Source organism: Agrobacterium sp. fls2-241-TYG-188a, assembly GCF_030209845.1.
The window spans coordinates 276,769-289,540 of record NZ_JARVRD010000003.1; the positions used below are offsets into that span (position 1 = coordinate 276,769).

General features: G+C 55.7%; 12 protein-coding genes. 7 read left to right on the forward strand and 5 right to left on the reverse strand.

Translation table 11 applies throughout. The annotated features are described in order from the left end of the window. The first annotated feature begins 90 nt into the window (after positions 1–90). Positions 91–963, forward strand: a complete 873-nt coding sequence (locus QRN85_RS15345; RefSeq protein WP_284759164.1) for an extensin-like domain-containing protein — start codon at positions 91–93, stop codon at positions 961–963. Between the two features lie 45 nt (positions 964–1,008). Here the strand turns inward: QRN85_RS15345 and QRN85_RS15350 are convergent, their stop codons facing one another. Beyond that, positions 1,009–3,255, reverse strand: coding sequence for a TonB-dependent hemoglobin/transferrin/lactoferrin family receptor (locus QRN85_RS15350; protein WP_284759165.1), 2,247 nt, complete (start codon positions 3,253–3,255; stop codon positions 1,009–1,011). 384 nt (positions 3,256–3,639) lie between these two features. Here QRN85_RS15350 and QRN85_RS15355 point away from each other — a divergent pair, with 384 nt between their 5' ends. Both QRN85_RS15355 and QRN85_RS15360 read left to right on the forward strand, forming a co-directional pair. Beyond that, positions 3,640–4,161: a TIGR00645 family protein gene (locus tag QRN85_RS15355; protein ID WP_062585073.1), complete on the forward strand. Its 522-nt coding sequence runs from the start codon at positions 3,640–3,642 to the stop codon at positions 4,159–4,161. A 197-nt stretch (positions 4,162–4,358) separates the two neighbouring features. Beyond that, positions 4,359–5,075: a helix-turn-helix transcriptional regulator gene (locus QRN85_RS15360; RefSeq protein WP_113092527.1), complete on the forward strand. Its 717-nt coding sequence runs from the start codon at positions 4,359–4,361 to the stop codon at positions 5,073–5,075. Positions 5,076–5,106: 31 nt separating this feature from the next. Here QRN85_RS15360 and QRN85_RS15365 read toward each other — a convergent pair whose 3' ends face one another. The 4 genes from QRN85_RS15365 to QRN85_RS15380 form a co-directional block, all read right to left on the reverse strand. After that, a complete protein-coding gene (locus tag QRN85_RS15365) occupies positions 5,107–6,279 on the reverse strand; it encodes a DUF2333 family protein (protein WP_112962735.1) in 1,173 nt (390 codons plus the stop codon). A gap of 176 nt (positions 6,280–6,455) precedes the next feature. Next, the gene (locus QRN85_RS15370; RefSeq protein ID WP_284759168.1) at positions 6,456–7,499 is read right to left on the reverse strand and encodes a hypothetical protein; all 1,044 of its coding nucleotides are present in this window, start codon (positions 7,497–7,499) and stop codon (positions 6,456–6,458) included. A 94-nt stretch (positions 7,500–7,593) separates the two neighbouring features. Further along, positions 7,594–8,046 carry a pseudoazurin gene (locus QRN85_RS15375; protein ID WP_113099298.1) on the reverse strand — a complete coding sequence of 151 codons (453 nt, stop codon included), beginning with the start codon at positions 8,044–8,046 and terminating at the stop codon, positions 7,594–7,596. A gap of 142 nt (positions 8,047–8,188) precedes the next feature. Next, entirely contained in the window at positions 8,189–8,770 is a 582-nt protein-coding gene (locus tag QRN85_RS15380) for a thymidine kinase (RefSeq protein WP_284759170.1), read from the reverse strand. 228 nt (positions 8,771–8,998) lie between these two features. Between QRN85_RS15380 and QRN85_RS15385 the strand changes: the two genes are divergently transcribed. The 4 genes from QRN85_RS15385 to QRN85_RS15400 all read left to right on the forward strand — a co-directional run bounded on the left by QRN85_RS15385 (position 8,999) and on the right by QRN85_RS15400 (position 12,762). Continuing rightward, a complete protein-coding gene (locus tag QRN85_RS15385) occupies positions 8,999–9,958 on the forward strand; it encodes a choline ABC transporter substrate-binding protein (protein ID WP_502870785.1) in 960 nt (319 codons plus the stop codon). 89 nt (positions 9,959–10,047) lie between these two features. Continuing rightward, positions 10,048–10,899 carry a choline ABC transporter permease subunit gene (choW, locus tag QRN85_RS15390; RefSeq protein WP_062585063.1) on the forward strand — a complete coding sequence of 284 codons (852 nt, stop codon included), beginning with the start codon at positions 10,048–10,050 and terminating at the stop codon, positions 10,897–10,899. Beyond that, positions 10,896–11,942 carry a choline ABC transporter ATP-binding protein gene (gene choV, locus QRN85_RS15395; protein WP_112962737.1) on the forward strand — a complete coding sequence of 349 codons (1,047 nt, stop codon included), beginning with the start codon at positions 10,896–10,898 and terminating at the stop codon, positions 11,940–11,942. Before choW ends, choV begins: the two co-directional genes overlap by 4 nt. A 493-nt stretch (positions 11,943–12,435) precedes the next feature. Continuing rightward, positions 12,436–12,762 (forward strand): ArsR/SmtB family transcription factor, encoded by a 327-nt coding sequence (locus tag QRN85_RS15400; protein WP_062585059.1) that lies wholly within the window; start codon positions 12,436–12,438, stop codon positions 12,760–12,762. Positions 12,763–12,772 lie beyond the last annotated feature (10 nt).

A 12,772-nucleotide genomic window follows, 5' to 3' on the forward strand; every position in this document is an offset into this window, starting at 1 on the left:
GTCTCATGGCAAGCGGATTTGCGCAAAGGCATGAACCGAAAGACAGCTCAGACGTTCAGGCTCTGCCGCAACAGGGGAGCGACCGCTCACATGCTTCATCGTCTCATCATCCTCGCAGCCAGCACGCTGCTGATCGCAGCCGCGCCGCCGCCACAGGATGTGCCCGTTCCGCAGCCGAAGCCAGGGCAGGAAAATTCCTCACCGACCCAGGCACCAGCCGATAATAAGAAAGAGGCCGAGCAACCGTCTCCCCCCGCTGAAAATGCCGTTCCGAAACCGGCGGAAAAGCCCGAGGAAAAACCGGAACCGGCACCTGAAGGTGACGAGGCAAAGCCTGAGCAGCCAAAGACGGACGAAGAGAAAAAGCCGCAAGAGCCTGCGCGCGAGCCCGTGAAGCCCGAAGATCCGGAGGAGTTGAAGGCCTGCCTTTCGCAGCTGCGTGAATTGGGCGCTGAATTCAAGGAGCTTCCGGCCATTCCCAGAGAAGAAGACGGCTGCGGCATCGCATCGCCGCTTGAGCTCTCCACCGTCATTCCCGGCATCAAGCTTGAGCCTGAGGGAACGATGCGGTGTGAAGCCGCTCTGGCACTGGCGCGTTGGGCAAAGGATGTGGTGGTGCCGACGGCGGCTATCGCGCTGCCAGACAAAAAGGTATCCGCCTTCGGCAACGCCTCGACTTATGTCTGCCGCAACCGCAACAGCGCCGAAACCGGAAAGATTTCCGAGCACGCCAAAGGCAGCGCCGTCGATATCGCCACCCTTGCATTCGACAAGGGCGAACCACTGGTCATGAAACCGCGTGGGGAAGACGGGACAATGGAAGGCGCGTTCCAACGCACCATCACCACCGCCGCCTGCCTGTTTTTCAAGACAGTTCTCTCGCCCGGCAGCGACGCCACCCACCAGGACCACCTGCATCTCGATGTACTCGAACGCAAGGGCGGCTATCTATACTGCCGGTAAAAGACTGGCGGCGTAGCACCGCCAGTCCTTTGCTTGATGTGTCGATCAGAATTTCTGGGTCAGAGAAATCTTGAACGAGCGGCCCGGCTCCGAATAGAAATCGACCGGCTGGTTGGTCGATGACACCGAGCCCGGGTTGATATCCCTGACGCCGACAGCATTCCAATACTTCCGGTCAAACAGATTATAGACACCCGCCTGAATACGCAGGCCCTTTGTCTGCTCAGGCTCCCACCAACCGGTCAGGTTGAAGACACCGTAGCCGGGTGCATCGAATGTGTTGGACTTGCCATCGTCCCGCATGTTCGAGGAGAATATCCCCGTAAGCTCCGAGCCCCATGTTTCCTGCGCGTAGCCAAGTCCGACAATGGATTTAAAAGGCGCAACCGTGCGGATGAGCTCGTCATTGTCGGTATCCTTGCCATAGGCATAGGCAAGCGATGCATGCGCGAAAAAGCCATTCGCCAGATCCTTTCGCACCTTGGCTTCTACGCCGGAAATTTCCACATGTTCCAGGTTCCGATAGGAAAACAACTGGCCATTGCCCCTGCCACCGAAGCCCGGGAAAAGCGTCGTGAATGTCGTCTCCTGCTCGATGAAGTTTCTGTACTTGTTGTGGTACAGCGTCACGCTTCCTGAAAGATCGCCGCTATCAAACTTGGCACCGATTTCAAAGCCGTTGCTGGTCTCGGGTTTCAAAGAAGAGTTGCCGATGACAGCGTATCCTGAACTGATATTTGAGAAGTTCAAATAGAGTTCGTTCACGGTCGGCGCACGATAGGCCATCGCCCATTGGGCAAAGAGCTGAACCTGAGGCGTCAGATCATAGGTCGCCAGCAGCTTTGGAGAGAAGCGCGATCCGCTGTTGCCGGTTGGCAGGCCGAAGGTGTTGTAACCGCTATTGGTCGAGACCGAGCCATCCGGATCATAATCATAGGCATCAAACCGCAAACCGGGTGTCAGCTTGAATTTGCTCGCCCCGAAGCCAAGTTCATCTTCGAGATAAAGGCCCAGGCTTTTGCCGTCCACATCAGGCATATCAGACTGCGAGGCAGCAGACGATCCGCCTGTGTTGAGGTAAACAGCGTTGCTGAAATCGGAAATCCAGGCATTTCCGCCGAACCGGATTGTGTGGCTGACGCTGCCGACCTCGAAGCCGGATTCGAGACCTCCAACAAGTCCGAAGCGGTTGTCTCTCAGGTTGTCTTCGCGGATATAAAGCGAATTGTTGGTCAGACGGTCGCCCGAGCCGGATACCTTGTCCAGCCGCGTCCAGTAAAGCGAAAGATCGGCTGCGTCGATCAGGCTGTCGGTAGACGGCGCCTCATATTGATAGTCCAGCGAAACGCGATCGCGCTCGGTGTCCTCATGGCCGTCATAATCATCGATCCGGTAGGTGGACGTTGAAACGTTGGAGCCTTGAAGCGTTTTCAAGTCTGTTCTGGTTCGCAGCGAAAAGCGTTCCGCCGTCAGACCGATGCGGTGACCGCCTTCCAGATCCTGCCGGATCTTGAACATCAGGTTACTCTCGTAAGTATCGGCCGGATTGGGTGTCGTGCGACGTGTGCCGTAAATATCTGCGCTGCCGCGGTTATCTGCCTCATTCCCGCGCTTGTAGGAGCCCTGGAACAAAACCGAGGTATTCTCTATTTTTTTGGCGACCGCCAGCGAACCACCATAGCTCTTGTCCTCTGTATCGTAGGTGGTCTTGGCAACACCGCCCCAGTCCCTGTCAGCTCCGATGAGATCGTCAGCTTCCAGAGTGCGAAGCACCAGCGCGCCGCCCAATGCACCGGAACCGGCGCGGCTGGAATCGGCGCCACGCACCACATCGATGGATGAGAGCGAGGAGAAATCGAAACTTGAGTTCGTGTTGCTCAAGGTCGTTGTCGCCTGCCCCTGACGGGCAAAGTTTTCGAAAAACGGAACAGGGATGCCATCGATCAGCGTGGTGACCCGCGCCCCGCCCAGACCACGAATGAATAGACCACCAGGCTTGCCTGGCTTGGAATTGACGAAATCGACACCGGCTTCTGTCGTCTTTCCCAAATCCTTGAGGCTGTCGACGTCTTTTTTGCGGATCTCTTCAGCACCGGTCGAGCTGGCGAGAGGCGTATTGCCAGCGGCATCGCTCGCCTTGATGCGCTTTCCCTTGATGACAATCCTTTCCAGGACAGTCGCGCTCTCATTCGCTGCCTGATCCGTAGCCTGCTGTGCACCGGCAGAATGAACGGAAAGAAGTGTCATCGCCGTGCAGACAAGCAAAGCTGATTTGGATCGCCCAATGGTCATCATTCACCCCTAAATTCGAGCGCACGAAAGCGCACGGCAACGCGAGGCGCTGACGCGGAGTGGCTCGATACATACCCATAATTTTTACGGCTTTGGCCGTATCGGAGAGTTAAAAAACATGACTTTGTATGTCAACAAATAAAACATGATTCAAACGATCATGTTTACGCGGGACAACAATGTTGCGAAAATGTGACAGGGAGAGACTATGCCCTTGCGACGTCGGTTCGGGCAAAACAAGAACGCGAACATGACGCTGATCAATAAGAACGCGGGATGGGATCAACCTTGGAATGAGTGGGCGGGCCCCTTGAAGCAGCAATGGCGGCCAACTAGATCATGGCCCCAGACGAAGTCGCAACCAGTCGAAGACGAGAGACGCAGATGAAATCCCTTGAACTGCTTGTTGAAAGAATCATTCTCTCCAGCCGTTGGCTGCTGGTGGCATTCTATCTGGGGCTGGTCGCCGCACTGGCTGTCTATGCGCTGTCCTTCGCCTTCAAATTTCTCAAAATCGCCCAGAATGTCTTCGTTTACACGGACGCCGAGATGATCCTTGCCATGCTGGCCTTGATCGATGCGGCGCTGGTGGCAAGCCTGATCGTGATGGTGATGATTTCCGGATATGAGAATTTTGTCAGCCGTTTCGACGAAGGCGAAGACAAGGTTTCCTTCCTGGGCAAGCTTGATGCGGGCAGCCTGAAAATCAAGGTTGCCTCATCAATCGTCGCCATATCATCCATTCATCTGCTGCAAATATTCCTGAATGCAAACCAGTACAGCGACAGCAAGCTGATGTGGTTTACGATCATACATTTGGCTTTTGTCATTTCTGCGGTCATGCTGGGCTTTCTTGAGAAACTGATGTCCAAACCCAAGGCCGCGCAGGACAGTGCCAACATCTAATCCTTTTCACATCTTTTGTGACAGTAAATAGCTGTCGACAAAGGACGTTGGTTACTTCCATATCGATGCATTTGATTTAAAACAGTTCATACGGAGGTGATGAAGCGCGAACCAAACTTGAAATTAAAACTGGATTTTCAAGATAATTCGTATATTTGTTACCGTTAACATATCGCGGCATTATCAACGAAACGATCATGATCACACTCGAACGGCAATCGCTACTGAGTAAGGAATTGTCGGCAGCGGAAAGCCGTCCTCGGTGGCTGCAGGTGCTGCAAGCGGTTGCCAAGGAATTCGGTTTCTCACATGTCGGGCTCATGCGTTTTCCCAAAGCGGATGACGAGCTGCTTTCCGCAGTCCTGGTGGAAACAACCATTCCTTTGCGTTTCATCCGTGAATTTGATCAGAAGCGTCTCCTGCGGTACTGCCCTATTCTGCCGAAAGTCGAGATATCCCTGATGCCGCAAGGCTGGTCTCTGGATGATATCGAGGGCTCGGACACCAAGGTGAAGTCCTTAGGGACGCTGCTTTCACAATACGGCATCAAAAACGGGCTTATCATTCCCACAAATTCGCTCAGCGGCGAACGCTACCTCATTCGTTTTGAAGGTGACTGTGCGCCGCTCTGCCAGATTGCTCTCAATGAAATCGGCATGATCGCACTCCATGCCTTTGACGTGTATGAGCGTATGCGGCGTACGGAGATGACTGCGCCGCGCAAGCTGACCAAACGCGAACTGGAAGTTATCCGCTGGACATCGCAGGGCAAGACATCCGTTGAAATCGGACACATCCTCTCGCTGTCGGATCACACCATCAACGCCTATCTGAACAATGCCATCCGCAAACTCGACTGCGTCAATCGCACGCAACTCGTTGCCAAGGCGATCCGCCTCAAACTGATCAGCTGACGCTTCGATACGAAGCGCCAGCCATTGGCGATCAGCGATCCAGCACGGAGCGCAGTTCCACAAGGTTCGAACGAACTCTCAACACGTAAAAGCCCATGGTCGCCAGATGCGATGGCATGATCCATCCGCCCTCGTCACCGTTTGAGATGATGAGCGGCTGGATGCGCAATGCGGCGCGCGTCTGCAACAGCGTATCGTTCCAGAGGCTTGTCAGGTTCCGCTCACGGATAACCTGAGAGAAGTCCGCTCCCGCTGCGGCCAGAATGCCGTAATAGCCATAGAGCTGACCATAGGCGAACCAGAACCGGTCGTCGGCGCGCGTATCGAACCAGCCGCCATTGTAATTCTCCGAACGCTCACGCAGGATCGCGGATGTTCCGCCGATGTCGTTGGCGATGCGGTCGATGAACTGGATGAGGTTGTCGGCACGTCCGTCAAACACCGAATTGCACTGCGCCAGGCTGGTATTGAACATCCGCAGGCTTTCCGCAGCGGAGCGATAGTAGCTCGGGCTCGGTGTTTTCGGGCCGAATGGATCAAGACCGAAATACCAGGAATATTCATCGAACTGAAGGTTACCGCGCGCCTTCTGCAAATTGGCGTCAATGCCGGATGTGCCACGGACGCGACCAAGCGAATCCACCAGCTCAACCGATGTCCGGCGAACGGCCTGATTGACCCCGCGCTGGAACGACGCCTTGTTGTCGAGGAACGGCGTGTTATCCCAATCGATGCCGAACAAGCCAGCGCGATACAGCAGCATGGAAGAAATCCAGGCATTCTGATCGACGTTGAAATCGATCAGCCCTGCAGCAACATCGACGATGGCCGAACTCTGGCAGCTTCTCGCCGCAGGTGCTGCAGGTACTGCAGGGGCAGCCTCAGTTGTGGTTGCAGCAGGCGTGGGCGCTGCTGCTGCAGGCAATTCCTGTCCGGCGCCCAGCGTGCGTTCGGAGAGTTTGTAACTGGCAACATAATCCGGGTTGAAGTTCGACCAGACCTGCGTCTGCCAGAAGAAATAGCCGTAAAGACCGACCAGCAGAACCACCGCTGCAGCAATCGGGATCTTTATCAATCCGTTGCGGTTCGTGTACCAGCCATGCGCCGCTCTCAAAGGCCAGAACAGCCATGCAATCGCCATGGAGGCACCTCTTCCAAACGCGGAGAACATGCGCCTGAAAAACGCGATAACCGGATCGAGCATCGTTCAACTCCCCTGAGCGCATACGCCCAAACCGGGCACAATGCGTAATCTACCACGACGAACATCTCCAGCGTGACAGATACGCGACGCCAGGATGCGACAATCGTTCCGCTCTCAAAGGCGGACCGGCTGTCACCTCACATATGGTGATCAGATGCGCGATACAACGGAGGACCTCATGTTTTTCCCGCTCCGGTTTCGATGATCTTCGCTTCTGATCGCTCGAAATGGCGCGCCAGAGCATCTTCCAGCTTGATTTTGCGCCGGTCCACGTCCTGCATGGTAACGGCGCCTTTTGCGTGAAGTGTCAGCAAATGGTGGAAAGGACCCGGCCTTGGCGGGTGCTCCATGTTATCACCTGCCTGCGAGAAGAGCCGCAGATCTTCCAGCAGCGGCTGTAACGAGCCGTAGGCGACATCATGAAGCATGATGCAGCGTTCGGCTTCGATGGAGACAGCATTGAGCAAGAGGGAATAGATCGACACGCCATCATTCAGTGCGTCAATCATATCGCCAAACAGGATCGCCTGGCGGTCGAGAACATCGCGCTCATCGTTCAAGGCCTTGCGCTCCGCCAGAACGGCGTCCCGGCGCCCGGCCGCATCATTTCTGTCCGCTGACCACCTGTCGGATTGCGTGTCGTCTGTCGATGTGGAGATCCTGCGCTCAAGCGTTGCCACAGTTGCTGCAAGCTCCCGGTCACGCTGGCGTGCGTCGTCAATCGAAAGAACGACCCTGCGGCGCGCCTCCATGCTCGCCTCAAGGCGCGCCTCACACTGCGTCACGAAGGGCGCTGACGTTTCCTTGCACTCCTCCAAAACCCGATAAACGACAGCGGCCTGGGCAAGGATGACCTGCACACTCTCGGCGACAGCAAGCCGTCTTTGGCGCGAAGCCCTGAAGGAGTTGTGGGGCTTTCGCGTGAAAAACCCTAGAAATCGTTCTTTGCGCGTAACGTCGTCGGCCCTGTCAAAGGCCAGGTAGGCCGCATCGATGCGCGCGGACAATCCCTGGATGACCCGCCGGCTGTCTGCCGCAAAGGTGTTTTTGGCATCCAGCATCTCCCCGAGAAGCGCCGCATCTGCTTCCAACGCTGCATCCGACGAGGATGGTTGCGCTGTGGCAACGGATTGGGCCAACCGGGCGCACAGCTCTTCGACAATCCGGCCAGCGGCTTTGGTCTTCTCAAACTGGGCGTCAAAAGATGGCGTTCGTGCCATGAAGGGTCGTCTCCCGAATCGCTGCTGTGCAAAAAGGCCGCTCATATAAATATGCGCAGCCTTTTCTCAATCCGGGAGTGGAAACCGGTTACTTTCAGAGATTAAGCTTGGCGATCTCTTCGTCCAGCTTTTCGCGTGCCTTTTTCGGCAGCTTGCCGGCTTTTACGGCCTCGATGTTGGCCGGCGCATCACCAACGACGACGAGGGCCACCATGCCCATGCCGACATGCGGCGTGCATTTGAAGACATAGGCGCCTTCCTTCTCAATCGTCACTTTAAGAGCTTCGTTCATCTTGCCCTTATATTCCTCGACACCATCGGGAATGAGGCCTTTTACGGCTGCGGCGTCGTGACCCTTGTCGACCGGCGTGAAGGTGATGACATCTCCAATATTGGCCTTGACCGCAGCTGGCTCAAAAACCATTGCCTGACCGTCCGACCCCTTGTTGAGCATCTTGATCTCGATATCGGCCGCCTGAGCCGGGAAGACGAAAAACCCGGCGACGGCGGCGCTGGTCAGAAGGCGAAGGACGTTTGTATTCAGCATGGGATCATACTCCTGAACGAAACCGCGATGGCGGTCTTTCCGTTGCAGGTCCTACTCCGGCAGCCGGTGGCCTTCTTTGACCAAAATCAAACCAGCGGACAGTCGTCGTTGGAATGGAAGGCGCAGTGCCATTTCCTGAGCATCACGCGCCTTCGATTGCCTCCACCCAGTGCCGCCGGCAGAAGGACACATATTTCTCGTTACCGCCAACATCGATCTGCGCGCCTTCCTTGACGATCTTTCCCTGTGAATCGAAACGCGCGACCATGGTGGCCTTGCGTCCGCAGTGGCAAATCGTGCGGATTTCACGCAATTCATCGGCAATCGCCAGCAATTCTCTAGAGGCCGGAAACAGCTTTCCCTGAAAATCGGTGCGTAGGCCGTACGCCATGACGGGAATTCCAAGCCTGTCTGCGATGCGCGCCAATTGCCAGACGTGGTGCTCGGAAAGAAAGTTGGCCTCATCGATAAAGACGCAGGCCACCGGCTCCTGCGCGTGCAGACGCCCAACTTCCTGGAAGATATCGGTGGCGTCATCGAATACCAGCGCATCCGAGGAAAGACCAATGCGCGATGCGACCTTGCCGATACCGGCGCGATTATCGAATGCAGCCGTAAAGATGAGGGTGCGCATCCCCCGCTCCTGGTAATTATAGGAGGCTTGCAAAAGCATGGTGGACTTGCCGGCGTTCATTGCCGCATAGTTGAAATAGAGCTTGGCCATCATGCCCTCCGGATCCTGCGTTCAGCGCCTTTTGCAGGCTAGTCCACGCCAAGAGCAAGAGAGTGGCGGCGAAAAACACAGGTTTCGACAAAGAGCGCAGCCATTGAGTGCATTCTATTTTAATGCAACGTGTCGCAAACTGCGCTTGAATGCACGCAAATGCACATGAGTTGATTGTCGGCTCAAGATATTGATAATGGCGGGGAACTTAAAAACAGGGAGTAAGCAATGCTTGCAAAAAATCACCGCTGTCTGGCGCTCGCCGCAGCCGTTTCTGCAATGGCACTCTTCACCACGACGGCCTCTGCGGCAGAACCCGCCAGTTGTGGCACAGTCCGCTTCTCGGATGTCGGCTGGACAGACATCACCGCAACCACTGCGACCGCCTCTGTTATTCTAAAAAGCCTCGGCTATGAAACAGACGTCAAGATTCTTTCCGTCCCGGTGACCTATACCTCCCTGAAGAACAAGGACATCGACGTCTTCCTCGGCAACTGGATGCCGACGATGGAAGGCGACATCAAGGCCTATCGCGATGACAAATCCGTCGAAACGGTTCGCGAAAACCTGACCGGCGCGAAGTATACGCTGGCCACGAACAGCAAGGGTGCCGAACTCGGCATCAAGGATTTCAAGGATATCGCTGCCCACAGCGATGATCTGGGCGGCAAGATCTACGGCATTGAGCCCGGCAATGACGGCAATCGCCTCATTCTGGGAATGGTAGAGAAGGACACGTTCGGGCTCAAGGACTTCCAGGTGGTGGAATCGTCCGAGCAGGGAATGCTTTCCCAGGTGGCGCGCGCCGAGAAATCCGGAGACCCTATCGTCTTCCTCGGCTGGGAACCCCACCCGATGAACTCCAATTTCAAGCTGACCTATCTGACCGGCGGTGACGACGTCTTCGGCCCGAACCTTGGTGGCGCAACGATCCATACCAATGTGCGCGCAGGCTATCTGCAGGAATGCCCAAATGTGGCAACCTTCCTCAAGAACCTGCAGTTCACCCTTCCTATGGAAAACGAAATCATGGGCAAGATTCTCAACGACGGGATGGAGGGTGAAGCCGCCGCAACGGAGTGGCTGAAAGCCAATCCAGCCGCCATCGAGCCATGGCTCGCAGGCGTAAAAACGAAAGACGGCAGTCAGGATGCTCTGGCCGCCGCAAAGAAGAGCATTGGGCTATAAGCATTTCATAGAATGCATTGAACACGTCTTCCGACTGATGGCGGTCGGAAGACGACCATGACTCCGTTCACGAAAGGTTTGCTCTTACCGTGGAATGGCTCAGCGCTTCTGAAAATCGTCTCCCGATCGGTCGATACGCCAAGGATGCGGTCGACTGGTTGACCGGAAATCTTTCCTTCTTTTTCGACTGGTTATCCTTCATCTTCGAAAGCGTCATCGACGCTCTGCTCTACCTGCTACAGGCACCGCATCCGCTCATCATCGTTGCCATACTCACGGCACTCTCGGCATGGATGCGGCGCTCCATCGGAATGCCTCTGTTTACGGCGCTCGGACTGCTGCTCATCATAAATCTGGGATATTGGAAGGCAACGACCGAAACCCTCGCACTTGTCATCGCCGCCAGCGTTGTGTGTATGCTTGTCGGCGTCCCACTCGGCATCTTCGCGGCACGTCGAAAATGGGTCTATGCCGTCATGCGCCCCGCGCTCGACCTCATGCAGACCATTCCCACTTTTGTCTATCTTATTCCAGCGCTTGTGCTTTTCGGACTTGGAATGGTCCCCGGCCTGATCGCAACGGTCATTTTTGCTCTCCCCGCCCCCATCCGTCTGACGCGCCTTGGCATCATTTCCACACCGCCGGCCCTGGTCGAAGCAGCCGTGGCATTCGGCGCCACACCGGGCCAGGTGTTGCGGAAGGTGGAGCTGCCGTTCGCCACGCCACAGATCATGGCGGGGCTGACACAGACCATCATGCTTTCCCTGTCGATGGTGGTCATTTCCGCGCTCGTTGGCGCAAACGGGCTTGGCGTACCGGTGGTGCGGGCTCTCAACACCGTCAACATCGCCATGGGCTTTGAAGCAGGGCTTTGCATCGTCATCGTCGCGATCATTCTCGACCGCCTGTTCCGCCTGCCTGGATCGGAGGAAGAAGCATGAGCGACGCGATCATATTCGAAAATGTCGATATCATCTTTGGTGACAATCCGTCCAAGGCTCTCCAGCTTCTCGATGCGGGAAGGACACGGGCCGAAATCAACGCACAGACCGGACTCGTTCTGGGTGTTGCCAACGCATCGCTGACCGTCAAGGAGGGCGAGATTCTCGTTCTCATGGGTTTGTCCGGTTCGGGGAAATCAACCCTTCTGCGTGCCGTCAATCGTCTTGCTCCCGTCGCTCGCGGAAAGGTCAGCGTAAAGACGCCATCCGGCTATATCGATCCCTATGCGACCTCAACGAAAGCATTGCGGGACTTACGGACCCATACGGTTTCCATGGTCTTCCAGCAATTCGGCTTGCTGCCATGGCGCAATGTTGCAGACAATGTGGGTTTCGGCCTGGAACTTTCCGGTATGCGAGAGACTGACCGGAAGAAGCGCGTTGCCGAACAACTGGAGCTCGTCAATCTCTCCGATTGGGCAGACCGGAAGGTCGGAGAACTATCGGGCGGAATGCAGCAACGAGTCGGCCTGGCCCGCGCATTTGCGACGGGCGCGCCGATCCTGTTGATGGACGAACCCTTTTCCGCTCTCGATCCGTTGATCAGGAGCCGGTTACAGGACGAATTGCTGGAATTCCAGAGTCGATTGAAGAAGACGATTCTCTTCGTGAGCCACGATCTGGACGAGGCGTTCCGCATCGGCAACCGTATTGCCATGATGGATGGGGGCCACATCATCCAGTGCGGGACACCACAGGAAATCGTCAAGGATCCGTCCAACCAATATGTTGCGGACTTTGTGCAGAACATGAACCCGATTTCCATGTTGACCGCCGCAGACGTGATGCAGGCAGGCGTCACCGCCAACAATGCGGGGCTCCCCGTCTCGGGAACGGCCAAGCCAAGCTCGCCTCTGGTCGATATTCTCGACACGATGGCGAAGCAGCCAGGGGCCATTGGGATCGTCGACAACGGGGTGGTCGTGGGAACTGTCAGCGCCGATGACATCGTTCGAGGGCTGACGCTGCACCGCAAGAAATGAGAAATCCTGCGACGTCGTCCGCGGCGTCGCAGCTTCCAGATCGACCGAACGAGTCGAACACAACCCGCCGCAAGCAACTTCTCACATCCTGCGATTGCCAAACAGACCTCACACTGAGTTGAGATCTGTCAGACCGGATGCGCCAGCGCGGAGTGCTGCAGTGCGAAATCTAGGTAGCTGAATAAAAAATTAATAATTATGACCCGCAAAAAGCTGTAGCGGGGAATTGAAATTATTTGCCAATTTTGACGTAAAATTAGCAAATTCGACCAAGCGAGCCGGATACTGGCCATATTAGCAGAACATTCGACTATTTTTTTGAAAGGAAGCGCAGATGCAACCGAATTTTATTCGTTGCTAATAAAGGCTGGCCTGTACCTTATATTTAGGTATATACAACGGTCTTACCGAATTGATACACTTAGGCCATATAAACTTTCGTTTTTGCCATTGAGACGGTCCGGGGCGGGCTTCACTCAGGAGAAGTGAGAATATGAAAACAGAATCTCTTTCAGAACAATCTACTGCGGCAGCGGGCCTTCTTTCCGCGATGGCAAACCCGAAAAGGCTGATGATATTGTGCAGCCTCGTTGAGGGCGAAGTGCCAGTCGGCGTGCTCGCCACCCAGGTAGGCCTGAGCCAGTCGGCGCTTTCCCAGCACCTTTCCAAGCTGCGCGCTCAGCGTCTCGTCAAGACCCGTCGCGACGCCCAGACCATCTACTATTCCAGCACTTCCGAATCCGTCAAAAAGATCCTTGCGACGCTGGAAAACATCTATTGCGAGCCTGCAGCGTCTGACGCCGAGAAGACCGCAGCTTGAAGATCTAAGC